The sequence below is a fragment of the Pseudochelatococcus sp. G4_1912 genome, assembly GCF_047501465.1.
GTDB lineage: Bacteria > Pseudomonadota > Alphaproteobacteria > Rhizobiales > Beijerinckiaceae > Pseudochelatococcus.
In genome coordinates, this window is sequence record NZ_JAZDRL010000001.1 from 1,075,366 (window position 1) to 1,101,265 (window position 25,900).

Below are 25,900 nucleotides of genomic sequence, written 5' to 3' on the forward strand. Positions count from 1 at the left end.
CGCCATGCCGAAACCGGACCGATAATTGGTTATTTACAGAAAAATCAGGTTATGCCGTTGCATGCCCCGGACTGCTGGTCTGTTCGTTCTGAGGTTTATCTGATGGCTTCGTGCTGGCATCGACCGTTTGCACCCCGGCCGTCGGCTGCGTGACAACCCGCGGCCCCATCACACGTGCAAGCACTTCATCACGCTCTCCAAATGCCTGCACGGCGCCATCAGCAATCATCAAAATGGCATCACAAAGTGTCAGGATGTTTGTTTTGTGGGTGACGAGCACTACCGTTCGTTTGGCGTCTTTCAGCGCACGGATCGTGTTCATCAGCGCTTGTTCGCCGGCAGCATCGAGATTAGCGTTCGGCTCATCCAGCACAATCATCGCCGGTAGGCCATAGATGGCACGCGCAAGCCCTATGCGTTGACGCTGCCCGCCAGAAAGCGCCTGGCCACCTTCACCAATCTGCGTGTTGTAGCCTTGCGGCAGATGCTGGATCATTTCATGCACGCCTGACATGATCGCCGCCTGCACAATCTTGCCGTCATCCGGCTGATCAAAGCGAGCAATGTTATCGGCGATGGTGCCGCCGAACAGCTCGACGTCCTGCGGCAGATAGCCCAAGGATTGCCCCAGCTGCTCCGGGTCCCAATGCTTGAGGTCCGACCCATCAAGCCGCACCGCTCCACCAACGGCAGGCCATACCCCCACCAGGGCCCTTGCCAGACTGGATTTTCCGGCGGCACTTGGGCCAATCACGCCCAGCACCGTCCCCTCACGCACACCAAATGCCACCCCTTTTAAAACCGGCATCTCACGCCCGGGCGCGCGGACAACCAGCCCCTCCACCACAAGTTGGCCCTTGGCGCTTGGTAAACGCATGCGGTTTGGGCCGGGGGGCACGGCCAGCAGCAAGGCTTGCACCCGCTTGTAAGCACCGCGCATGCCGACAAAGCCCTTCCAGTTACTGATAGCCATCTCTATCGGCTGGGTGCATCGCCCCACGATGATCGAGGCCGCAATCATCATGCCGGGGGTAATTTCGCGTTGAATGGCCAGATAAGCGCCAATGCCCAGAATGAGGCTTTGCGAAAACATGCGGTTGAATTTGCTGGCCGCCATCAGAAACCCGGCACGATCCGATGCCTGCGCCTGAAAGCCGAGTGCTGCCGAGCGGCTTTCTTCCCACTTGCCACGCAACCGCCCGATCATCCCCATGGCCTGCAGCACTTCAGCATTACGAAAGGTCGCTGCCGCCTTGCCGGTGGCTGCAATCGAGGCCTTGTTGGCCTTATCAAGCACGGGTCGCGTTGCACGATCATTGGCCACAGCAACGGTTGCTGAAATCAGGCAGGTGACGATTGCGAAGATGCCATACCAAGGGTGCATCATGAATGCGACGATGATATAAATCGGTACCCAAGGCAGATCGCACCCAGCAATAATCCCTGCGCCGGTAAAAAACTCACGCACCGTATCAACATCGCGCAAGACCTGCGTATGCCCCTGTGAAGGCTGCTGGATGGTGGCACGCTGCACCGAATCGAACGCCTCGGTTTTCACCTGGGCATCAAAGGCGATACCGCCACGCACCAGAAGACCAGTCCGCACGGTCTCAAGCACAGCAGAAGTGGCGTAAAGAATCGCCACGATCAGCGTCAGGAGCAGCAGCGTGGTGACATTGCGGCTTGATAACACCCGATCATACACCTGCATCATGTACAAGGGCCCAACGAGCGCAAGCACGTTAATGAAAAAGCTGAAAAACACCGCCGTATAGATAGCAGGCCGTGCAGCACGCAGAGCGGCATCAAGTGCGCTTATGCCCTTTTGTAACGGCGGGCTGGTTGCGACCTCAACTGGGACATTGCTCTTTTCACGCGCGGCGAAGAATGAGGACACGACCTCACGTGTCTGCGTCAGCCAATTTCCGGTGGGGGTTCGTAGTTTTGCGTTATCGACTGCCATTTTGTAATGGTTCCCGCTGTCAGAATTCACGCATGTCAGACGGCCCCGCCACAAAAGGCAAAAACCAACTAACACATTGATTTAACGTTATTTATTTACATTAAACCATGAACTCAACGCACCAAACGCTTACATCGCGCGGTTCGAACCAGAGAGAGCAGAGTTCCCACAAACACCTTAATTACGGTGTTATCGGCACGCTCCCTCAAGCGCACCACGGATGTGCATCACACACGCGATGATATGCTAATAATTCAACAGCCACAATCAAGTGCATAAATTGCCATGAACACGAACATCAATAAAACTTAGCAATTATAAAATACAAAAACCAAAATCAAATTATATTTAAATTTAAATAACTTAATAAATTTTTTAAAAAACTTATAGATTCGCAATCACTGATTGATATATGATTTATTACTGATTTTGATTCGCTATTACAAAAAATAAATTTCATTAAAATAATTTTTTAATGAAAAATAATTGAATAAAATATATATTTATGGAATTTTAATAATAATAACGTTTATTTTATGAATAATGATACCTGTATATTTCCTAAGCCTCAAGCAATCAATAACACTTAAAAATCTCAATTTTAGGTTTTACAGCAACGCTTATCTCTTGTTCGCGAAAAATCTGTTTGTTCAACATGTGGAAGCAGGACAGATAACTGGAGAGTGACATGAGCAGCAACGTTGCCTCTCACCTGCCAACCCAATCTGGCAATTCGGGCTGGAGCGCCACCGAATTCACAGAACTTCAACGCACCATAAAGCGCTTAACGGATGCAGGATTTATTGTTGAAGCAGGATGGGGCGTCACTGACGAAGGCGACCCATGGTTTGTTTTTATCAATGAATGCGATGGCGACCTCATTTTGCACCTTATGCGCCTCAATAATTCCTACACCGCCATCGCGCCTGCATTATCCGGCTCGCTCCACGCGCTTGATTTACAGACATTAGCGATAGAAACAGTCCAGCGCCTCACAAAGCCTTCTCATTATATTTCCTCCCAGAGCCCTCAAGATTAAGCTTAAACTTGATAAATCTTGAAACCAACCCTACCCGCATCATGACAGCGCAAGCTACAGCTTAACCATTGGTGACTTGTCGTTAAGGGAAAAATGCGGTAATGTGTTGAAAATAAAAGAATATGCCTGTCACCTTCTAACCTGATCAGCACATACAAGCGTTGATCACAGCAAGAAGATAAGCATGGTACGACATGTTATAAAGTATGAAATTACAACCATTAAAGTGGTTTGTAGAAATCGTATTTTATAAATTCATGTTTTTATTATGAGGCGTGGATGTACACAAATCAAAAGCAGACTCAAGACACAAAAGAGCTGCGTCGCATCGGGGGACGCTGGCTGAAAGAAAAGCGTGAAAGCGCGGGGCTCTCCCAACGGCAATTAGCGGATATTCTCGGGGTTGAGTATTATACCTTTATCTCCCAAATAGAGACGGGACACGGCCGAATTCCGCCAGATAGATATGAATCCTGGGCAGGTGCGATCGGGTTATCTCTTTCAGAATTTGTGCGCGAGATTCTACGTTATTATGATCCAGTAACGTTCTGCATCCTGTTTGGAGATACATCCAACTCGACAGGCAATAGCGATATGGCAAGCAATGCACTGGGGGCCGAAAACCTTCAATTGCAAGAACAGGTGCGAGATTTGCAGCGCCTTCTGGGTAAGCAGACCATGGAGCTTGAGCAAGCACGTGAACGCCTCTCCCGCTTGACACGCGCCGCTAATGAAAAGTCTGAAACCACTCGCCGCGCATCAGATGGAGAAGACAGGTTCCGCAAAAACAACCTGGAAACTGGCGCATCCATAGACAAAGCCCCCCTTTACGGTGAAGCAGACGACTAACCGCCTCATACTAAAACACAATGTCATCATGCGCCCTATCGTCCATCTATGGCAGATGGGGCCGCCTCCCTTTTTTCTGAAGCGTTAGCTTAATTTGATCCAAAAAATGATTGACCAAAGTTGATAATTAGGCTGAGGATTCAAATTAAGTAATACGAGAATAAGATAGCGATTGTTACGGCGTTGAGGAACGATTGAGCTGATTTGTCATATCGTGTAGCGATGCGGCGCCAGTTTTTGAGTTTGGCAAAGCATGCCTCCACCCTCCATCTTTTTTTATAAAGCTCTGTATCAATTGTATTTTTGACTTTTGCATTTTTTCGGTCTGGCACACAATATGTGATGTTTGCGGCTTCAACGCAGGCGCGGATGTCTTTGGAAACATAGCCTGTATCCGCCAGTATCTGGCGTAAATTTGGATGATTGCAGGCGTTGATCAGCAGCGGGGCGAGGCAAACATCGTGAATGTTGCCACCCGTGATCAACCATGCGACGGGTTTGCCGCGCCCGTTACAGGCCAGGTGGATTTTACTCGTCCAACCGCCGCAAGATCGACCTGTGGCAGGACATCCTTTTTTTGGGCGCCAAGAGCCGAACGCTGTACCCGTATCGTGGTCGAATCTATCATAAGTGTCTCATCTTGCGCGTCTTTTTCGGATAAAGCCTGAAAAATACGCGTCCAGACGCCCTGAGCGTTCCAGCGTTGATAGCGCGTGTAAAGTGTTTTGTGTGGTCCGTAAATCGCCGGAGCCTGCCGCCACATCACACCCGACTGAAGAACATAAACAATCCCCGATACGACCCGCCGATCATTTACACGCCGCCGTCCCCGCTTCACCTTCGGCAACAAATCCTGCAATTTGGACCAGGCAATGTCATTGATATAAAAAGGATATCCACCCATCAGAAACCTCAAAATTAAAGCGATGATGGGAGTGAATCAAAACACTTATAAATATTCGTTAATTTGAAGGCTTAACCTATATTTTATGAAATGTTCTTTCCAAAGCTCGTGGTTAGCACTCGCTACCATCAATGTATAAACGAAATTTAATCATATTTCTCAAATAAAACAACTCATTTCATCAAACAAAGAAAATTAAACATGACCTCATTACCACCATTTCTACCTGCATTTACAATTAACTGCAATTTTTCTGATGATTATAATCTCGAAGAGAATGTCATCCATGACGTTCAAGTCTTTACCATTCAAGATTATGCTTGGGGCGCGAACGATAGCATACGGATGGATGACTCAGACGCTATCGTAAGCGCAGCAAACGATAAGTCAGGTTTAGAGACGCGTATATGCACTCGACTTGACCTAAGCGACGCTGATTATAAAGCCGTGCTAAAGCTCAATAACCTTTCGGAAGAGGAGATTGAAAACCTCGACCTGGCAGATCTGAACAAGCTATCTGATACTCAGCTGAGTTTATTGGATGCTAGAGTTTTAAACTGCCTGCCTCCAAGGTCCATCCGAGATGTTCTGCCCCGTGTATTGAAAAACCTTTCCGATAGCGCTCTGCAGAAGATTGAATGGTGGGTGCTCAATGGTCTTGCTTTGAACGCCTATACAGAGCTTCAGCCTAGGGTACTGAATAAGCTTTCAGATAAAACCATCAAGAAGCTTGAACCAAACGTATTTAACTATTTCTCTAAGAAGACTCTTGAAGAAATTGAATCAAGAGTTTTTAAAAATGCATCCGATTCAACTATTATGCAACTATCTTTAGACACAGTAAATAATCTTAAAGAAAGTATAGCTAAAAGTTTAATGCATCTCTTGTCACCATCAGCGCTGGAAGCAATAATTGAGCGGGAAATTGCTTCAATCACGCAGCCCATTCAGAACTGAATGTCGGATTAGAGCCAAGACATCAACAAGGCTGTATTTAATGCTTCTCAATGACAAGAAACTTAAAGCAGCCTTTTTGAAGTTTATTTAACACCAGGAAATTATGTATTTCGCGGTAAAAATCCAACAATTACTTCGCATTAATTTTTCCTTTAATTACAATATTCATTAGCGTTCTCTGCATTAATCCATCAAAAACAATATATTTATTCGTAATTCCTTAAATATCGTGTAGCGTTCAGCATCTCTTTATTCACCTGACAGCATCATCATGATGAAAACGATAGATGCGCACGATATTTATGGCTCTACATGACAAATGGTGCATTGGAAAACGTCACTTGGGCAAAGCGTACATGGGGATTTGTCCCGCAGCTTTGGTTTAGGCTTGGTGTCGTACGTTTGTGGCGGCTTATCCCACGCCCCCTCCGGCGACGCATTGTGGCACGCATCATTCCACTCCCCAAGCGCACTGGCCAGAGACTGACAGCCCCACAAGCTCCGGTTCTTATGTGCGGCTTCCTATCCAGTCCGCTTGGGCTTGGCTGGAGCGCACGCATCACCCGCAGCCTACTTATGGAAGCAGACATACCAATCCGCGATTTTGATATCGGCCACGCTTTTGCTGCAGGTGCGAAAAACCAGGTTTTACCTCATGCGGGCGGCCCCGCCACGGTGATCCTCAATTTCAATCCGGGGCAATTTGGCTATGCGCTACAGTTCCTGCCTGCCGCCATTTTGCGCGACAAATATGTCATTGGTTATTGCGTGTGGGAGCTAGAACAGATCCCGGATGACTGGCTGCCTCCGCTCGCATTGGTTGATGAACTCTGGGTGCCTACTGAATTTGTACGCGAGGCTTTTCAACGAGCAGGCGTAACAATGCCAATCCGGCTTGTACCGCACATCATGCATGCACCTAAAACTCTGACGCCGGATCGCGCGCGCTTTGGTTGGCCGAAAGAAGCGTTTGTGACAACAGTTGTAGCAAGTTTACGATCAAGCCTGGCGCGCAAAAACCCTCTCGCTGCGGTAGATGCCTTCCGGCAAGCCTTTTCGGCAGATGATAATGCCGTGCTCATCCTGAAACTTGGCGATGCCCATCTGGAGCCAGAGGCACTGGCATACGTGCGCGCATATATTGGCCATGATCCACGCATCAGGTTAATGCTCGACACGCTTGATGATGAGGCTATGTGGACCCTTTTAGCCACCTCAGATGCTGTCATGTCACTGCATCGCGCAGAGGGATTTGGCCTTGTACCTGCCCAGGCGATGCTTGCAGGCCGACCTGTAATCGCAACAGGTTGGTCCGGCAATCTCGATTTCATGACACCTGACACCGCATGCCTTATACCCATCCGCCTTGTGCCAGTCGATGACCCCAGCCAGCTCTACGTTGCGCCAGATCTGCATTGGGCCGATCCTGATATCGCAGAGGCAGCAGCAGCATTGCGCCGTCTTTATGATAATCCGACTGAGCAGGCAGAAATTGGTAATCGCGCCCGTTTGCACATTGAAGCTTATTTCCGCGCAGCAAAAGCGCCAATTATTACAGCTGTTCAGGCATGGCATAAAAGCACTTCTGCGCCTGAAACCATTAGCCAGTATCAAAACGGACAATAAGACGCCTTAATACGGACACAGCCCTCTGTTCAGATATTGCTGTAGGGTTCGTATAGTGTCGGTTTCGTGATCAGTTTCTGTCACCATCATTCTTGCGGGAACGAAGGTTCTGTCACAAACTGAAAACAATGTCCGGCGCGAGCAGACCCCAAATCCTCACCTCCCTACACGGGAGCGGGCAGGAGGTTCGTATCGTGGTATATAACGTTATTAAAACGCCCGCACGCCCAAGCCGATTTTCATTTCGGCACTTAGTTGTGACGGGCCTTGCTGCCCTGACAATGACGGCTGTGAGCATCCCTCAAGTCAGCGCTAAACAAGCCAGTTCCAAGCACACCTCAGTTACCGTGCCTGTGAGCAATGAACTGCCATTGGTTGATGTTCAGTATCGTCACGGCCCACCACCTCCCGGTTATTTTGGCCCCCCTCCCGGATATGGGCCACCCAGAGGTTATGGTCCTCCTAGAAGGTACGGACCTCCTCCCGGTTATGGTCCCCGCTGGCGCCGTCCTCCACCACCTCCACCGGGGTGGGGGCCTCCAGCGGTTGGCATCTGGGTTCCGGCACCACCATTGGTAGTACCGCCCCCTCCAGGGCCCCGCTATTATTATCCAGGACGTGGGCCGTATTATTACGATTGAACCCGCGTATATCAAAAAATAATCGAGCGAAACCATCAGTTTCGCTCGATTATTGTTTTCTGGAATGAATGGCCTGTCTCCGAAATGAACTGCTCACCTATTTCATAATGTCCCGCCTATGCCCTGAATATCAGCCGAAACGACGTTCGATATAGTCGTTCACAAGGGCCTTGAACTCAGCAGCAATACCAGCCCCTTTCAGTGTCATGGCTTTTTCACCGTCGATGAACACGGGTGCCGAGGGTGTTTCGCCTGTACCGGGAAGTGAAATGCCAATATCGGCATGCTTCGATTCACCCGGCCCATTCACAATGCACCCCATCACCGCGACATTGAGCGTCTCAACACCGGGATAACGGGTTTTCCATTCTGGCATGGATGTCGTGATCCAGTCCTGAATGTCGCGCGCGAGCTCCTGAAACACTGTCGAGGTCGTACGCCCACACCCCGGACATGCCGCCACAAGCGGAACAAAGGTGCGAAAGCCCATCGTCTGCAGCAATTCCTGCGATGCACGCACTTCAAGCGAGCGATCTCCGCCGGGTTCAGGCGTAAGTGAATATCGGATGGTGTCGCCGATACCCTGTTGCAGCAGAATCCCCAACGCGGCTGATGATGCAACAATGCCCTTTGAGCCCATACCGGCTTCGGTCAGGCCAAGATGCAGAGCATAATTACACCGGCGCGCCAGATCGCGATATACCGCAATCAGATCCTGCACCGCCGATACCTTGGCCGACAGAATAATACTGTTACGCGAAAGGCCAATCTCCTCCGCCCGCGCGGCAGAGAGTAGCGCTGATTGCACCAGTGCCTCACGTGTGATGGCACGCGCATCCAGTGGGGCATCGCTTTTCGCATTCTCATCCATCAGCCGGGTTAGCAGCTCTTGATCAAGCGAGCCCCAGTTCGCCCCAATGCGCACAGGCTTGCCATACTTTGCGGCGATTTCCACAATGGTCGAAAACTGCTTATCGCGCTTTTGTTTGAAACCGACGTTACCAGGATTGATCCGATATTTCGCCAGTGCTTGGGCACATGCTGGATGATCTGTCAGTAGCGTATGACCGATGTAGTGAAAGTCGCCGACCAGCGGCACATCGATCCCCTTCACCATCAGCGCATCACGAATATACGGCACCGCGCGTGCCGCCTCTTCACGATCAACGGTAATGCGGACAATTTCCGAGCCGGTCCTTGCCAGTGCCGCCACTTGCTGCACCGTAGCCGCAATATCGGCGGTATCGGTATTTGTCATGGATTGCACAACAATCGGCGCACCACCGCCCACTACAACACCACCAACATCGACAGCCACAGTTTGGTGGCGGGCGGCAGGGCGAGCATCGGCAATCAGAGGCGCGGGAGCAACGTTCATCGGTTGAAACCTATTGGTTAAATCACTGGGGTGTATATCGCCCATTCATATAGAATCAGCAACAGGTTCCTCATGCGCTGCCCCGCTGCAATGGGCGCATAATCCTACGATTTCCACCACCTTGGCGCGCGGTATGAAACCCGCCTCACCCAGAATGCTGGACATCGCACTGCTAACTGTCGGGGAGGAAGCCTCATCCACACCCCCACATGCTTCGCAGATCAGAAACACCACCAACTCATCAGGCGTATGTTCATGGGGGCAGGCGATAAAAGCATTGCGCGTTTCAAGCTTATGAATGAAACCTTGTTCGAGTAAAAATTCCAGCGCCCGGTAAATCGTGATAGGCGCCACCCGACGTGAGACTTCGCGCCCCATAATCTCAGCAATATCATAGGCTCCTAATGGCCTATGCGTTGTGTAAAGCGCCGACAGCACTTCATGCCGAATGGGGGTCATTCGCACCCCCCGATCACGGCAAAGCTGCGCCGCCTGCTCCAGCGCGCCCGGCGCAAGAATCGCGCGATGCGTTGCATGATCACACGCACCGCCATGTCGTTCCTCATGAGAATGGGAATGAGCCTGTTTTGGATCATGCCCAAGGCGCGCGTTCAAAGCATTCTCCTCATCAATTTTTGATAAACGGAACTTAATATCATCTGGCGTAATTGTCACTTTATCATACCAAACAAGCTGCATTAAGAATCCGGCTTCTGAAATATCATATGATACTCATTACCTGAGATTATTTGCACGCATATCCCTGCTCTGGACAGAACGGTTTACCTTGAATATGGGACCAGCTTGAATGCTATCTGTGTTTTCGGTTACCCCTAGTGCAGTTAAGGATTGCTGGCTCATGCTGCAATCCTCATGGCGCGGTCCTTCAATGGGCGCCAGTTTTTTCTTTCCACGGGAAGCCAGGGAGGCTTTTGCCCATGTCTCTGAAATCGCGTACTGCCGTTGTTACCGGCTCCACCAGCGGTATAGGCCTTGCCATCGCCCGCGCTTTTGCGCGCGAAGGAGCTAACGTTGTCATCAATGGTTTTGGTGATGCGGGAGCAATCGAAAAAGAGCGCCTCGGCATCGAAGACGAGTTTGGCGTAAAGGCCTTTTATTCGGCGGCCGATCTTTCCAAGGCGGATGAAGCGTTCAACCTCGTCGTTGATGCTGAGAAGACTTTTGGCACCGTTGATATTCTCGTCAACAACGCGGGTATTCAGCATGTTGCGCCGGTTGAAGAATTTCCGGTCGAAAAGTGGGATCTCATTCTGGCACTGAACCTTTCAGCCGCGTTCCACACCACGCGCGCCGCCCTTCCTGGCATGAAGGAACGCAAGTTCGGCCGCATCATCAACACGGCCTCTGCCCACGCGCTCGTTGCCTCACCCTTCAAATCTGCCTACGTCGCCGCCAAACATGGCATCGCCGGCTTCACCAAGACTGTAGCGCTGGAGACAGCAACATTCGGCATTACCGCCAACGCCATCGCGCCTGGTTATGTCTGGACGCCTCTGGTTGAAAAGCAGATTCCCGATACCGCCAAAACCCGCGGCATAACCGAAGAGCAGGTCAAGCGCGATGTCCTGCTCGCCGCCCAGCCCACCAAGGAATTCGTTACGGTTGAAGAAGTTGCGGCCCTTGCTGTCTTCCTGGCTGGCGATAATGCACGTTCCATCACGGGGGCAGTCCTATCGATTGATGGCGGCTGGACGGCTCAGTGAGTGCGGGCATCAAGCCGCGCCGGAGCCTGTTGTTCGTCCCGACCTCGAATACCCGCGCGCTTGAAAAGGCGCGTGGGCTGGCGGCGGATGTCATCATTCTCGACCTTGAGGACGCTGTCGCCACTTCTGCGAAAGAGCTGGCCCGCGAGCAGGCTGAACGCGTCATTATGGAGGGCTTTAACGGCCGTGAAATTGCGCTGCGCATCAACGGTATAGATACGCCATGGTTCGCTGACGATATGGCGCTCATTGCACGTGCCACACCCGCTGCCGTGCTGCTCCCGAAAGTCTCATCGCCGGAAGCTTTACGTGGTCTTACCCATCAGCTTGATGCGCTCGGCGTTCCTCAAAGGTTACGCGTCTGGGCAATGATCGAAACCGCACGTGCTGTCATCGATGCTGATGCAATCGCACGCTCCAGAGATGATAGAAACAGCCGTCTTGATCTCCTCATGCTTGGCACCAACGATCTCGCGCATGAAACCGGTGCACGCATGATACCGGGACGTTTACCCTTTCTGGGGTGGTTGCAATCGGTATTGCTTGCTGCCCGCGCCAATGGGCTTGCTGTTATCGATGCCGTCTATAACAATTTCAGCGACACGGGTGGTTTTGCCGAAGAATGCAATCAGGCCCGCGATCTCGGTTTTGATGGCAAATCGCTGATCCACCCATCCCAAATCGACATTGCCAATGAAGTCTTTGGACCATCTCAGGAAGAAATTGCCGAAGCCCATGCGCTGATCAGCGCCTTCGCAGCTCCCGAAAACGCGGGCGGCGGAGCCGTAAAATATAAGGGACGCATGATCGAGGATCTTCACGTTGCCAGCGCAATGAGCAGACTGGCCCTGGCTGAAGCAATCCACGCCTTGCATTCCCCAAAATAAAAAAAGCCGGAGCATTGCTGCCCCGGCTTTTTAAATAATTTAGCCAATTACATATGGATCGCACGCTTATCAACGGCCAGCGCAGCTTCCTTCACCGCTTCTGATCTCGTCGGATGTGCATGACAGGTGCGAGCCAGATCTTCAGCCGAACCACCAAACTCCATCAGCACGGCCGCTTCATGAATCAGTTCACCAGCTTCGGGGCCAATGATGTGCACACCTAGCACGCGGTCAGTGGTAGCGTCTGCGAGAACCTTCACAAAGCCTTCAGACTGATGGTTCACCTTCGCGCGCGCATTGGCAGTGAAGGGGAATTTGCCGACGTTATACGCCACGCCAGCTTCCTTCAACTCTTCCTCGGTGCGGCCAACAGAAGAGACTTCCGGCGTCGTATAGATCACCCCTGGAATGATGCCATAGTTCACGTGTCCCGCCTTGCCAGCAAGCACTTCAACCGCAGCAATGCCTTCTTCCTCAGCCTTGTGTGCGAGCATTGGGCCAGCAATCACATCGCCAATTGCCAGGATGCCGGGAACATTGGTGCGGTAATGCGCATCAACGACAACACGTCTCCGCGGATCAAGCGCAACGCCAACCTCAGCCAGACCGAGACCGGTGGTGTAAGGAACGCGACCTGTCGCGACCAACACGATATCAGCCTCGATAACCTCTGCCGCACCACCCGCAACTGGCTCAACCGTTACCTTAGCGCCCTTACCGGTGTTCTCAACACCTGTGACCTTGGTCGCCAGCTTGAAGTTGAAACCCTGCTTGGCCAAAATGCGCTGGAACTGCTTGGCAACTTCGCCATCATTGCCGGGAATAATGCGATCGAGAAACTCAACCACGGTCACTTCCGAACCAAGACGACGCCAGACCGAGCCAAGCTCAAGGCCAATGACGCCAGCACCAACCACGACAAGCTTGCCCGGCACCTTGTCCAGCTCAAGCGCGCCGGTGGATGACACCACAATCTTCTCATCGATCTCAACGCCTGGCAGGCGTGCAACATCCGAACCGGTTGCGATCAAAATATTTTTCGCTTCAACAACCTGCACCGAGCCATCTTCTGCCGTAACCTCGACCTTGCCGGCAGCCGCGATGCGGCCGGTGCCGTGGAAGGTGTCGATCTTGTTCTTCTTGAACAGGAAGTCGATGCCCTTGACGTTGCCATCGATACCTTCCTGCTTGAATGACAGTAGCTTGGCAATATCGATTTCTGGCTTGCTGACCTTGATGCCGAAATCAGCAAAGGAATGCCCAGCTTCTTCAAATTTCTCGGACGCGAACAACATCGCCTTGGAAGGAATGCAGCCAACGTTCAGGCAGGTGCCGCCATGCGTCTTGCGCTTTTCGACAACAGCCGTCTTCAGCCCAAGCTGCGCTGCCCGAATGGCGGCGACATAGCCGCCAGGGCCTGTGCCGATTACCACGAGATCATAAGACATCGGAATATCCTGTTTGCCGCTCGCCCCCAATGGCGCAGCAGCACTGCCAGAGTAAAGTTAAGAAAAAGCGCCCTCCGGAGATCGGAGGGCGTTATGGATCAAAGGTCGAGCACGAGACGTGCTGGATCCTCAAGATTTTCCTTGATACGCACAAGGAACGTCACCGCTTCCTTACCATCAATCACGCGATGATCGTAGGAAAGCGCGAGGTACATCATCGGACGCGCAACGATCTGCCCCTTGTAGACAACAGGGCGTTGTTCGATGCGGTGCATGCCCAGAATGCCTGACTGCGGAGCATTCAGGATTGGCGTTGACATCAGCGAGCCATACACACCACCGTTGGAAATGGTGAAGGTGCCACCCTGCATCTCATCAATCTTGAGCTGGCCATCGCGCGCGCGCTTGCCATACTCAGCAATCTTCTTTTCAATGCCAGCGACTGACAGCTGATCGGCATCGCGCACAACCGGCACAACCAGCCCCTTGTCGGTGCCAACAGCCACGCCGATGTGGTAGTAGTTCTTGTAAACGAGGTCAGTACCATCGATCTCGGCATTAACAGCAGGCACATCCTTGAGCGCCTGCACCGTTGCCTTGACGAAGAACCCCATGAAGCCAAGCTTCGTACCGTGTTTCTTCTCGAACACATCCTTGTACTGCGAGCGCAGTTCCATCAGGTTCGTCAGATCAACATCGTTGAACGTCGTCAGCATGGCCGCATTAGCCTGCGCATCTTTCAGACGGCGAGCAATGGTCTGGCGCAGCTTCGTCATGCGCACGCGCTCCTCACGTGCCTCATCTGTTGGTGCAACCGGTGCACGCAGCACAGGAGCTGGCACAGATGCTGCCGTAGGAGCCGCCAGGATATCACCTTTCGTCACGCGGCCATCTTTACCTGTGCCGGCAACGTTTGCAGGGTTGATGCCAGTCTCAGCCGCAATGCGTGCCACTGCAGGACCGTTTTCAAGTCCAGCCGCAGGCGCAGCAGCAACAGGCGCGGGCGCTGCTGGGGCAGCAGGAGCCGCTGCGGGCTTAGGAGCGGCAGCCGCGCCAGAGCCTGCACCAAGCATACCAAGAAGTGCACCGACGCCAACCGTCTCACCTTCCTTCACGGTGATTTCTGACAACACACCATCGGACGGCGCGTTAACTTCCAGCGTCACCTTGTCGGTTTCAAGTTCTACCAGCGGTTCGTCTGCCTTAACAGCATCGCCGGCCTTCTTGAACCATTGGCCAACGGTGGCTTCGGTGACGGATTCGCCCAGCGTGGGCACGCGGATTTCGGTCGCCATGATTATGTATCCATTATGGGCCTGCGGCCGGTTATATCGTGAGGTTTGAAAGCCCGGCCAATGCAGCATCGGCCGGACAAAAATCAGACAGAGAACGCCTCATCGAGGAACGCTTGCAACTGCGCCAGATGCTTTGACATCAGGCCCGTTGCAGTCGCAGCAGAAGCCGCACGACCAGCATACCGCGGACGCTTCGCCTTGATGCCGGAATGGCCAGCAACCCATTCCAGATAGGGCTCAACAAAGGACCAGGAGCCCATGTTCTTAGGCTCTTCCTGACACCATACCAGATCTGCATTGCGAAAACGCGACAGCTCGTTGACCAGCGACTTCAACGGGAACGGGTAAAGTTGCTCCACCCGCAGCAGATACACGTCATCAATACCGCGTTTTTCACGCTCTTCGTAAAGATCATAGTAGACCTTGCCCGTGCAAAGCACGACGCGGCGGATCTTGTCGTCCTTGACGAGCTTGATCTTTTCCTTCGCGAGACGCTCCGAATCGTCACGCAGAATACGGTGGAACGAGCTGTTCTCCGTAAACTCCTCCAGCCGCGATACGGCGCGCTTGTGGCGCAACAATGACTTCGGCGTCATCATGATCAGCGGCTTGCGGAAATCACGCTTCAGTTGACGGCGCAGAATATGGAAGTAGTTGGCAGGCGTGGTGACGTTCGCCACCTGCATGTTATCTTCAGCGCACATCTGCAGATAGCGCTCGAGCCTTGCCGATGAATGCTCAGGTCCCTGGCCCTCATAGCCATGCGGCAGCAACACCGTGAGACCCGACATGCGCAGCCACTTGCGTTCTGCCGACGAGATGAACTGATCGAACACCACCTGCGCGCCATTAGCAAAGTCACCAAACTGGGCTTCCCAAAGCGTCAACGTGTTCGGCTCTGTCAGCGAGTAGCCGTATTCGAATCCGAGCACCGCCTCTTCCGAAAGCATCGAGTTGATGACTTCATAGTTGGCTTGGCTATCGGACAAATTATTCAGCGGAATGAACTGGCTCTCATCCTTCTGATCAACCAGCACGGAATGGCGCTGCGAGAAGGTGCCGCGCTCGACATCCTGCCCCGACAAACGCACTGGCTTGCCTTCCTTCAATAGCGAAGCAAATGCCAACGCCTCACCCGTCGCCCAGTCGATCCCCTCGCCGGTCTCGATTGCCTTGCGGCGGTTATCGAGGAAGCGCTGGATAGTGCGGTGAACGTTGAAACCTTCAGGCACAGTGGTGAGCTTCTCACCCAGCTCCTTCAGTTCGCTCTCCGTCAAGCCAGTAGCGCCACGACGTGGATCATCCGCATCTTCACGCACAGCCTTCAGGCCGGACCACTTGCCATCAAGCCAGTCAGCCTTGTTAGGCTTATAGCTCTGTCCAGCTTCGAGCTCGCCCTCAAGATGCGTACGCCATGCAGCGCGACGCTCGTCGATCTCGGCCTGCGTTACCACACCTTCCGCCATCAACTTCTTGGAATAGAGATCCAAAACGCTAGGGTGGTTACGGATTGCCTGATACATCAACGGCTGCGTGAACGCAGGCTCATCGCCCTCATTGTGACCAAAGCGACGGTAGCAGAACATGTCGATAACGACAGGTTTATGGAACTGCTGACGGAACTCTGTCGCAATCTTGGCTGCAAACACCACCGCTTCCGGATCGTCACCATTGACGTGGAAAACAGGGGCTTCCACCATCTTCGCCACATCAGATGGATAGGGCGACGAGCGCGAGTTACGCGGGTTTGTCGTAAAGCCGATCTGGTTATTGATGATGACGTGAACTGAACCGCCTGTGCGATGCCCCTTCAAGCCTGAAAGACCGAAGCATTCTGCCACAACGCCCTGGCCAGCGAATGCAGCATCACCATGCAGAAGTAACGGCATAACCGTGTTGCGGACCTCATGGTCACCCAACTGATCCTGCTTGGCACGCGCTTTGCCGAGCACGACAGGGTTTACAATTTCAAGGTGCGAAGGGTTTGCAACCAGCGACAGGTGAACCTGATTACCATCGAACTCACGGTCCGATGATGCACCAAGATGGTACTTCACATCGCCGGAACCCTCAACATCATCAGGCGCGAACGAACCGCCCTTGAACTCATGGAACAACGCGCGATGAGGCTTGCCCAGCACCTGGGTGAGCACGTTCAGACGGCCACGATGGGCCATACCAAACACGATTTCCTTCACACCCAGATTGCCACCACGCTTGATAATCTGCTCAAGCGCCGGAATGACCGACTCGCCCCCATCAAGGCCGAAGCGCTTGGTGCCGGTATATTTCAGGTCGAGGAACTTCTCGAAACCTTCCGCCTCAATCAGCTTGTTGAGAATGGCGCGCTTGCCTTCTGCCGTGAAGGTGATTTCCTTATCCGGCCCCTCAATGCGCTCTTGAATCCACGCCTTCTCGGCAGCATCCGAGATGTGCATGAATTCCACGCCAAGCGCCTGGCAATAGGTGCGCTTCAGGATCGTCAACATCTCGTTGACGGTCGCAAACTCAAGCCCCAGCACGTTATCAATAAAGATCTTGCGGTCGAGATCCGCCGGCCCGAAACCATAGCTCGATGGATGCAGCTCTTCGTGATCGCGTGGCGGGCTCAGGCGTAGCGGATCAAGATCAGCATGCAAATGACCACGCATACGGAATGCGCGTATCATCATAATAGCGCGCACGCTATCGCGAGCCGCATTCTGCAGCGCTTCGGGAGAGAGCTCAACGCCACCCTTCTGCGCTTTTTCCTTGATCTTGCTGCCGGCCGCCTTCTCAATCGCTGACCAGTCGCTATCAAGCGCTGACACAAGCTCACCATTGGCGTGCACTGGCCAGTTATCACGCTCCCAGGACGCTCCCTTGGCGTTCTTCTCGACGAGCGTCTTGTCTTCGCTCAAGCCTGAGAAGAAGGTCTGCCATTCAGCGTCGACCGACGTCGGGTCTTTTTCATAACGTGCGTAAAGCTCATCGATATACGCGCCGTTACCGCCGTATAAAAAAGAGGTTTGAGCAAATGCGTCGTTCACATCCTGCCGTGCCATAACCCTACATCCTGCCGGAACCCGGAAATACGCCCGGGCAAAAAAGCCTGATGGCCAAAAACCCATAGCCCTCCGGAAATGGCGACGGGATGGATGAGCAGCGCGATCAACGCAAGCTCAGATAATCGTTCAAATATGCCTTATGCATGAACCACATAAAGCCTCTTAAAGGCTTTAGTGTGACTCTCCTCTCGCCCGGCGATCAATGAGCAAGAGAAAGGCGATTTCTTTCATTTCAGACACTTAACAGCTAACCATCAGAGGCCGATCATGCAACCAATGCATCCCGCGCCCCTGATTGCGAACTGAAAGTGGCGGAAACACGCTTCCCTCCGAATCAAGAGAGGGAAACGCGCCCGCCACAAATCATCAGCCCTTCAGAACGTCGACAAGCGTCTTGCCGAGACGTGCTGGTGATGGCGAGACGCGGATGCCCGCTGCTTCCATCGCCGCGATCTTGTCTTCTGCGCCACCCTGGCCGCCAGAAATAATCGCGCCTGCATGGCCCATGCGACGGCCTGGAGGAGCCGTACGACCTGCAATAAAGCCAACCATCGGCTTCTTGCGGCCGCGCTTGGCTTCATCAGCGATGAACTGCGCTGCGTCTTCTTCTGCCGAGCCACCGATTTCACCAATCATGATGATCGACTCGGTCTTGTCATCGGCAAGGAACATCTCAAGCATGTCGATGAACTCGGTACCCTTCACAGGGTCGCCACCGATGCCAACCGCTGTCGTCTGGCCCAGGCCTTCCTGAGTGGTCTGGAACACAGCTTCATACGTCAGCGTACCAGAGCGCGACACGATACCGACCGAACCGACCGAGAAGATGTTCGCGGGCATGATGCCGATCTTCGACTGGCCAGCCGTCACAACGCCGGGGCAGTTGGGGCCGATAAGACGCGACTTCGAACCGGACAGCGCCCGCTTCACCTTCACCATGTCGAGCACGGGAATGCCTTCCGTGATGGCAACGATCAGCGGAATCTCAGCATCGATCGCTTCCAGAATCGCGTCAGCAGCACCTGCTGGTGGCACGTAGATCACGGATGCATCAGCGCCGGTAGCCTCGCGGGCCTCAATCACAGTGTCAAACACTGGCAGGCCGAGGTGCGTGGAGCCACCCTTGCCAGGAGACGTACCGCCCACAACCTGCGCGCCATAAGCCAGCGCCTGCTCGGAGTGGAACGTACCATTCTTGCCGGTAAAGCCCTGCGTGATGATCTTCGTCGACTTGTCAATAAGGATGGACATCAAACGGCTCCCTTGACAGCGTTGACGATTTTCTGGGCGGCATCATCGAGATCATCAGCGGGGATGACGTTCAACCCCGACTCGCTGATGATCTTCTTGCCGAGTTCAACATTCGTGCCCTCAAGGCGCACAACCAGCGGCACAGTCAGGCCCACTTCCTTCACGGCGGCAATAACGCCTTCCGCAATGACATCACACTTCATGATGCCGCCGAAAATGTTGACCAGAATGCCCTTCACGCTCGGATCCGAGGTGATGATCTTGAATGCAGCTGTCACCTTTTCCTTGGTAGCGCCGCCACCAACGTCGAGGAAGTTTGCTGGTTCTTCACCGTAGAGCTTGATGATGTCCATGGTGGCCATCGCAAGGCCAGCGCCGTTCACCATGCAGCCGATCGTACCTTCAAGCGCGATGTAAGCGAGGTCATACTTCGATGCCTCGATTTCCTTCGCATCTTCTTCGGTCGTGTCGCGCAGCGCAACGATATCAGCGTGCTTGTAGAGCGCGTTCGAATCGAACGACACCTTCGCATCAAGCGCAACCAGACGATCGTCCTTCGTGACGATCAGCGGGTTGATTTCGAGCATGCTGATGTCCTTGGCGACAAAAGCGGTGTAGAGGCTCTCGACCAGCTTGCCGGCCTGCTTGGCCAGATCGCCCGAAAGACCCAGCGCCTTCGCAACCTTGCGGCCATGAAGCGGCTGAACGCCCGTTACTGGATCCACCGAGAACGTCACAATTTTCTCAGGCGTGCTGTGCGCAACATCTTCAATGTTCACGCCGCCTTCGGTCGAAACAACGAAAGCAACACGGCTCGTCTCACGGTCAACAAGCGCCGAGAGGTAAAATTCCTTGGCAATGTCAGAGCCGTCCTCGATGTAGAGGCGGTTGACCTGCTTGCCAGCAGGACCAGTCTGTTCGGTTACGAGTGTGCGGCCGAGCATCTGCTCAGCAAACGCTGCAACTTCTTCAGGCGAACGCGCAAGACGCACGCCACCAGCAGGACCTGCTTCGGCTTCCTTAAACTTGCCCTTACCGCGTCCACCTGCGTGGATCTGGGATTTAACAACCCACAACGGCCCGCCCAATTCCTTTGCAGCGTCAACGGCTTCAGCGGCGGAAAAGATTGCTTTTCCGCGTGAAACCGGCACGCCAAATTCTTTTAATACGGCCTTGGCCTGGTATTCGTGAATGTTCATAAGTTCATTCCAAATTTTAGAACAAAATGCATTCAAGTTGAGAGACAACCTGAATCCAGCTCACACAAAGGATGTGTGGAGATTCACGCCAGGGTGAGCCGAAAATGGTGGTTCTTGAGAACCGGAGCGGAGCGTACTTCTGTACGTGAGCACCGGAAGCGCAGAGAACCGCCATTGCAGGTCACCATGGCGTGAAGATCCGCGCATCCTATGCGAAGGCCGGGTTGATACCCTTACAGGCTTCGATCAGGGTTTTAACCGACCCGACCGACTTTTCGAACTCTGCCTTTTCGCTATCAGACAAAGAAATCTCAACAACGCGCTCAACGCCGTTTTCGCCAATCACAACCGGCACACCGACGAAGACATCTTTCTGACCATACTGACCATCAAGATAAGCAGCTGCTGGCAGAACGCGCTTCTGATCCTTCAGGAAGCTTTCCGCCATGGCGATGCCCGAAGCTGCTGGCGCATAGTAAGCCGAGCCGGTTTTGAGCAGATTGACGATCTCGCCGCCACCCTTGCGGGTACGCTCAACAATGGCATCAAGCTTTTCCTGCGTTGTCCAACCCATCTTGACGAGGTCAGGTAGCGGAATACCTGCAACCGTGGAGTAGCGCGTCAGTGGAACCATGTCGTCACCGTGGCCACCGAGCACAAATGCCGTCACGTCCTTCACCGACACCTTGAACTCCTCAGCGAGGAAGTGACGGAAACGGGCCGAATCGAGCACACCTGCCATACCAACGATCTTGTTCGCTGGCACGCCAGAGGCCTTCTGCAGCGCCCACACCATCGCATCGAGCGGATTGGTGATGCAGATGACGAAAGCATCAGGCGCGTTCTCGCGGATGCCCTGACCAACCGATTCCATCACCTTGAGGTTGATGCCGAGCAGATCATCGCGGCTCATGCCAGGCTTGCGCGGCACGCCAGCGGTGACGATAATTACATCCGCACCTTTAATGTCGGCATAGGAGTTGGCGCCCTTATAGGCCGCGTCAAAACCATCGACAGGCGCCGATTCGGCGATATCGAGAGCCTTGCCTTGGGGAGTACCCTCGGCGATATCGAACAGAACGATGTCACCGAGTTCCTTCAAACCGGCGAGATGGGCGAGCGTGCCACCGATCTGTCCGGAACCGATCAAAGCGATCTTTTTGCGGGCCATGGAAACCAATCCTTGAACTGGAGGGGAGAAAAACCCCGTTAGCGCTGAATTACTTGACTCAAAGTGCCTGAGCCTTCAAGCGGCACAACAGGGTGTGGAGATGACAAGCACGCACCAAAAGACACATACCTATCACAAGGGCTTCTATAATCTGCCTTAATCCTCAATACCTTGAGGAAGAACACGACAGTTACATAACGAACTTTTACGCTAAAAGCCGCCGTGTTTCAAATTTCATATTTTGTAATTTTTCTACCACTGAAACCCCATTTCGACTAAACAGACCCGCTGATCAAAGTGCGCAAGGCGACATTGATCAGCACTGCGAAGCGTTTTTCCATGACTTCTCTTGGCCGGCCAACATCGAGAAGGATGGCGGCAGGATGAGAAAATCGAAACAGGATATCGGTCAGAAACGACATAGCTGCTTCCCTGTCACGCAGGTGAAACACGCCAATACCCGCCCCTTCGTCCACGACTCTTTCAACAAACATAAACACACGCCCGCGATGCCGACGCGCCACAGAGCGGTTTTCGGCAGCTATATCGGCATACACCTCGAATATTGCGCGATCTTTTTCAGCAAGATCGCGATAGGCATGGGCCAGCGCCAGCGTCAGTCGCTCAAGCTTGTCATCAACCGGATCGGGAGCACCAGCGATATCGGCCATCATCAACTCAACCGGCCTTAATGCATCAGCCACAACCGCATCGATCAGCGCTTCCTTGGAAGGAAAGTAACGGTAAACATTGGCATGCGTCATGCCTGCTTCTTCAGCAATACCGACAACCGTAACGCGCTTGGCCCCAGCCTTGCGGATATGCTCAGCCGCAATCGCCACAAGGCGCACATCAACCCGCTCGGGAACCGGATCCAATATACGGCGCACAGGACTCATTATGCTGTCCATCGGGAAGAACTCATGTCTCTACAAGCCCTGTGCTTTCACCGGAAGCCAACGAGTCCCCCCGTCCATGGGGCAATGCCAGGTAATCCTCAGAGCGCATCTCGATCAATCGTGAAACCGTGCGGTCAAACTCAAACGCCTCGCGCCCATCTTCCGCCAGATAAATCCCCGTTGCATCTGCTTCCGCCGAGGCAATCAGTTTGACATGGCGATCATATAGGGCATCAATCAGTATGATGAAACGCTTGGCTTCATTACGGTTCTCAGCATTCATCACGGGGATGTCATCGAGCACGATCGAATGATAATGCTGGGCTAGATAAATATAATCTGCTGCTCCCAGAGCCTTGGCGCAAAGATCAGCAAACGAAAACCGCGCAACCCCGCCTGCAGCCTGCGGCACATGCAGGAGATGCCCTTTTATATTCAGCTCCACCGGCGCACCTTCTTTAACACCGGTAAGCTGACGGAAGGCGTCATCAAGCGCGGCTCTTGCAGATGCATCATTCGGCGTGCGGTAAACATCAGCGCCGCTCAGCTTCTCCAGCCGGTAATCCGTGCGCGAGGACAACTCCACCACTTCCATCCGCTGTTTGAGCAGTTCAATGAATGGCAGAAATAGCGCACGATTCAGCCCGTCCTCATAGAGCCGGTCTGGCACAACATTCGAAGTGGCAATGACTGTCACGCCAAGCGCGAAAAGGCTTGTAAACAAGCGCCCCAGAATCATCGCATCAGCGATATCGGTAACAGTGAATTCGTCAAAACACAGCAGCGTCGCTTCCGCAGCCAGCTCAGCGCCGATGTGAGGGATGGGATCAGTGTCCTTTTCCTTGCCCTCTTTAATGCGCTGGCGAAAGCGGAAGATGCGCTCATGCACATCAGCCATGAAATCGTGAAAATGCGCGCGCCGCTTACGCTCAACCGGGGCTGCTTCCATGAAGAGATCCATCAGCATGGTCTTGCCACGCCCGACAGAGCCCCACACATAAAGCCCCCGCACCGGCTCAGCCTTCGTCTCCCGCCCTGCACCGAAGAAGCGTGCCAGACGGCTCACTTTATGATGCGCAGGCGCAACTGTCAGCGCTGCGATCACGCCGTCAAGCCGCTCTACAAGCCTTTCCTGCGCAGAATCACGCTCAATTGCGCCTTCTGCCACCAATGCCTCATACCGTGCCCGCACCGAAGCTGATGACGACAAATCTGGCGCAGATGTATGGGCTGTCATGCGGTGATCCCTGGATCCATCCATATAAAAAGGCCGATGCGCGCAGATTATCCTCTGCTGCTTTATGCCTGCTGTAAACTTTCGGCCCTCCAATCGCAATGCAAATGATGACTATCCTGAATGAAACGCTTCATTCAATATAGATTATGTAATTGATTTTATGTAATTTTTTCTACAAACGACAAATATTGCAACCTGTCATTCTGTTTTCTGCATGAATGAAAGCTATCTCAGCATAAATGCGTGGGCACAAACTGCATTCTCGTTCGTTTTCTCTTTGACAGACAGACGATTGGCACAAACACTCCCCCTATGTTATGAGCGCGCCGCCGCATGCGGATATTCTGACAACCGTTGCGACAATGCCAGACACACGTATGGCCTATTTGCAGAAAGCATTCCAGGATGGATGATATCGCAACCAACGTGCAGAATGCCGAAAATCCCGAAACGGACAAAACCGAGACCGGCAAGGATTTAACACCAGGACGCTTGCGCACGCTCATGTTTGGGGCGGTGGGTGTGGTGTTCGGCGATATTGGCACCAGCCCTCTCTATGCGCTTCGGGAATCCGTATTGGCCGCCTCTTCTGGTGGTGAGCTATTACGTTCTTCGGTGGTTGGTGTTCTGTCGTTGATCCTCTGGACACTCATTTTGGTTGTGACCTGCAAATACGTGCTGATCTTACTCCGCGCCGATAATAAAGGCGAGGGCGGCACCCTCACGCTAGTTGCACTCACGCAACGATTGATGGGCAAGAATCGTCGCGTCATTGTGCTCATTGGCATGTTGGGCGCAGCGTTATTTTATGGCGATTCCATTATCGCACCGGCCATGTCGGTGCTCTCAGCGGTGGAGGGGGTGAAGCTCGCAACTCCTGCGCTTGATCATTATGTTGTGCCGATCACAGTTGCCATTCTGGTGGCATTATTCGTGTCGCAAAGATATGGCACAGCAAGGGTTGCAGCGTTTTTTGGCCCTATCATGGTGGTATGGTTCATTGCCATTGCTGGCGTGGGGCTCACGCATATCTTTGATGATCCGGCTGTATTTGCGGCATTCAACCCATACTTTGGCGTACGCTTTCTCTTTCAGCATCCGGGGATTGCGATTGTAGTGCTGGGGGCAGTATGCCTTTCGGCAACGGGCGCTGAGGCGCTTTATGCGGATCTTGGGCATTTTGGCCGCAAGCCAATCAGCATGGCGTGGCTTTATATCGTTTTCCCCGCTCTTGCCCTGAATTATCTGGGACAAGGCGCGATGTTGATGGCACATCCGGAGGCCATACAGAACCCGTTCTATCATCTGGTACCGGAGTGGGCGTTAATACCCTTTATCATTCTGGCAACCCTCGCCACCATTGTAGCTTCACAGGCGGGCATTACGGGGGCATTTTCGCTTACCCGGCAGGCGATCCAGCTTGGGCTGTTGCCACGTATGGAAATCCGTTTCACTTCGGCTGAACATTCGGGGCAAATCTACATGCCCAAAGTCAACCGAATGCTATTGGCCGGTGTGCTCATCCTGGTTGTGGCGTTCCAGACGTCCAGCGCCCTGTCCCACGCTTATGGCATTTCGGTTTTCGGGGCGATGCTGATGGATGGCATTTTGGCAGTTTTCGTCATCTGGCGCGGTTGGAAATGGGGGCTTGCAGCAACATTGGCGTTGATGCTGCCATTCATTATCATCGATGCGGCATTCCTCTCGGCCAATATGGGCAAGCTGGTATCGGGCGGATGGGTGCCGATCGTGCTGGCAGCGTTCCTTGTTGTGGTGATGTCAACATGGCGTAAGGGCACCGGCATTCTGTTTGCCAAAACACGCAAGACTGATGTGCCATTGAATGAGCTTATCGACATGCTGACACATAGCCATCCACAACGCGTTAAAGGCATGGCTGTGTTTCTGACAAGCGATCCGGAAACCGCACCATCTGCACTGTTACATAACCTGAAGCATAACAAGGTGCTGCATGAAAAAAACGTCATCCTTACCATTGCAACCGATGACAGCCCGCGCTTGATAGACGGTGAGCGCGTAGCGCTAGAGCAGCTATCCGAAGATTTCTGGGTGGTGCGGATGCGCTTTGGCTATATGGAATCCCCTAATATTCCGCAGGGTCTATCGCTATTGCGCAAGCTTGGTTTCAAGTTCGATATCATGTCGACATCGTTCTTCCTGTCGCGTCGCTCCATCCGTCCGGCGGCACAATCAGGAATGCCCCTTTGGCAGGATCACCTGTTCATCTCGCTCGCCCGCAACGCCAGCGACGCCACGGACTTCTTCCAGATTCCAACCGGACGCGTGGTCGAGGTTGGCACCCAGGTAACCGTGTGAAGATGTCGAAACATGAAGCCGCATAAGGTTTTTTTAGCAAAGCAGCGT

At 53.2% G+C, this 25,900-nt stretch carries 18 protein-coding genes and 1 pseudogene; 7 read left to right on the forward strand and 12 right to left on the reverse strand.

What is annotated here, in order from left to right; genetic code table 11:
* Positions 1-49 precede the first annotated feature (49 nt).
* On the reverse strand, positions 50-1,963 hold the full coding sequence (locus tag VRZ32_RS04925; protein ID WP_414524581.1) for a type I secretion system permease/ATPase: 1,914 nt from the start codon (positions 1,961-1,963) through the stop codon (positions 50-52).
* A 688-nt stretch (positions 1,964-2,651) separates the two neighbouring features.
* Between VRZ32_RS04925 and VRZ32_RS04930 the strand changes: the two genes are divergently transcribed.
* Together VRZ32_RS04930 and VRZ32_RS04935 are read left to right on the forward strand one after the other, a co-directional pair.
* The gene (locus VRZ32_RS04930) at positions 2,652-3,002 is read left to right on the forward strand and encodes a hypothetical protein (RefSeq protein WP_414524582.1); all 351 of its coding nucleotides are present in this window, start codon (positions 2,652-2,654) and stop codon (positions 3,000-3,002) included.
* A gap of 279 nt (positions 3,003-3,281) precedes the next feature.
* Positions 3,282-3,851: a helix-turn-helix domain-containing protein gene (locus tag VRZ32_RS04935; RefSeq protein ID WP_414524583.1), complete on the forward strand. Its 570-nt coding sequence runs from the start codon at positions 3,282-3,284 to the stop codon at positions 3,849-3,851.
* 140 nt (positions 3,852-3,991) lie between these two features.
* Here the strand turns inward: VRZ32_RS04935 and VRZ32_RS04940 are convergent.
* Positions 3,992-4,719: pseudogene (locus VRZ32_RS04940) on the reverse strand (IS5 family transposase); the annotation flags it as partial.
* A 237-nt stretch (positions 4,720-4,956) separates the two neighbouring features.
* Here VRZ32_RS04940 and VRZ32_RS04945 point away from each other — a divergent pair.
* Positions 4,957-5,712: a hypothetical protein gene (locus tag VRZ32_RS04945; protein WP_414524584.1), complete on the forward strand. Its 756-nt coding sequence runs from the start codon at positions 4,957-4,959 to the stop codon at positions 5,710-5,712.
* A gap of 312 nt (positions 5,713-6,024) precedes the next feature.
* Complete coding sequence (locus VRZ32_RS04950; RefSeq protein ID WP_414524585.1) at positions 6,025-7,338, forward strand: glycosyltransferase family 4 protein; 1,314 nt, start codon at positions 6,025-6,027, stop codon at positions 7,336-7,338.
* 771 nt (positions 7,339-8,109) lie between these two features.
* On the opposite strand, the gene ispG is transcribed toward VRZ32_RS04950, so the two are convergent.
* Together ispG and VRZ32_RS04960 are read right to left on the reverse strand one after the other, a co-directional pair.
* On the reverse strand, positions 8,110-9,357 hold the full coding sequence (ispG, locus tag VRZ32_RS04955; RefSeq protein ID WP_414524586.1) for a flavodoxin-dependent (E)-4-hydroxy-3-methylbut-2-enyl-diphosphate synthase: 1,248 nt from the start codon (positions 9,355-9,357) through the stop codon (positions 8,110-8,112).
* Positions 9,358-9,402: 45 nt separating this feature from the next.
* Entirely contained in the window at positions 9,403-9,972 is a 570-nt protein-coding gene (locus VRZ32_RS04960; protein ID WP_414524587.1) for a transcriptional repressor, read from the reverse strand.
* Positions 9,973-10,295: 323 nt separating this feature from the next.
* On the opposite strand from VRZ32_RS04960, the gene VRZ32_RS04965 reads away from it, so the two are divergent.
* A complete protein-coding gene (locus VRZ32_RS04965) occupies positions 10,296-11,081 on the forward strand; it encodes a 3-hydroxybutyrate dehydrogenase (protein ID WP_414524588.1) in 786 nt (261 codons plus the stop codon).
* The gene (locus tag VRZ32_RS04970; RefSeq protein WP_414524589.1) at positions 11,078-11,968 is read left to right on the forward strand and encodes an HpcH/HpaI aldolase/citrate lyase family protein; all 891 of its coding nucleotides are present in this window, start codon (positions 11,078-11,080) and stop codon (positions 11,966-11,968) included. Before VRZ32_RS04965 ends, VRZ32_RS04970 begins: the two co-directional genes overlap by 4 nt.
* A gap of 47 nt (positions 11,969-12,015) precedes the next feature.
* On the opposite strand, the gene lpdA is transcribed toward VRZ32_RS04970, so the two are convergent.
* The 8 genes from lpdA to zapE form a co-directional block, all read right to left on the reverse strand.
* Positions 12,016-13,416: a dihydrolipoyl dehydrogenase gene (gene lpdA / locus VRZ32_RS04975; protein ID WP_414524590.1), complete on the reverse strand. Its 1,401-nt coding sequence runs from the start codon at positions 13,414-13,416 to the stop codon at positions 12,016-12,018.
* 98 nt (positions 13,417-13,514) lie between these two features.
* Entirely contained in the window at positions 13,515-14,711 is a 1,197-nt protein-coding gene (odhB, locus tag VRZ32_RS04980; protein WP_414524591.1) for a 2-oxoglutarate dehydrogenase complex dihydrolipoyllysine-residue succinyltransferase, read from the reverse strand.
* Between the two features lie 83 nt (positions 14,712-14,794).
* A complete protein-coding gene (locus tag VRZ32_RS04985) occupies positions 14,795-17,755 on the reverse strand; it encodes a 2-oxoglutarate dehydrogenase E1 component (RefSeq protein WP_414524592.1) in 2,961 nt (986 codons plus the stop codon).
* Positions 17,756-18,124: 369 nt separating this feature from the next.
* The gene (sucD, locus tag VRZ32_RS04990) at positions 18,125-19,009 is read right to left on the reverse strand and encodes a succinate--CoA ligase subunit alpha (protein ID WP_414524593.1); all 885 of its coding nucleotides are present in this window, start codon (positions 19,007-19,009) and stop codon (positions 18,125-18,127) included.
* Positions 19,009-20,208, reverse strand: a complete 1,200-nt coding sequence (gene sucC, locus VRZ32_RS04995; RefSeq protein ID WP_414524594.1) for an ADP-forming succinate--CoA ligase subunit beta — start codon at positions 20,206-20,208, stop codon at positions 19,009-19,011. The genes sucD and sucC overlap by 1 nt, the downstream gene beginning before the upstream one ends.
* Before the next feature lie 208 nt (positions 20,209-20,416).
* Positions 20,417-21,379 carry a malate dehydrogenase gene (mdh, locus tag VRZ32_RS05000; protein WP_414524595.1) on the reverse strand — a complete coding sequence of 321 codons (963 nt, stop codon included), beginning with the start codon at positions 21,377-21,379 and terminating at the stop codon, positions 20,417-20,419.
* A 275-nt stretch (positions 21,380-21,654) separates the two neighbouring features.
* The gene (locus tag VRZ32_RS05005; RefSeq protein WP_414524596.1) at positions 21,655-22,290 is read right to left on the reverse strand and encodes a TetR/AcrR family transcriptional regulator; all 636 of its coding nucleotides are present in this window, start codon (positions 22,288-22,290) and stop codon (positions 21,655-21,657) included.
* Between the two features lie 10 nt (positions 22,291-22,300).
* The gene (gene zapE / locus VRZ32_RS05010; protein ID WP_414524597.1) at positions 22,301-23,515 is read right to left on the reverse strand and encodes a cell division protein ZapE; all 1,215 of its coding nucleotides are present in this window, start codon (positions 23,513-23,515) and stop codon (positions 22,301-22,303) included.
* 405 nt (positions 23,516-23,920) lie between these two features.
* Here zapE and VRZ32_RS05015 point away from each other — a divergent pair, with 405 nt between their 5' ends.
* Positions 23,921-25,852 carry a potassium transporter Kup gene (locus VRZ32_RS05015; protein ID WP_414524598.1) on the forward strand — a complete coding sequence of 644 codons (1,932 nt, stop codon included), beginning with the start codon at positions 23,921-23,923 and terminating at the stop codon, positions 25,850-25,852.
* Positions 25,853-25,900: the final 48 nt, after the last annotated feature.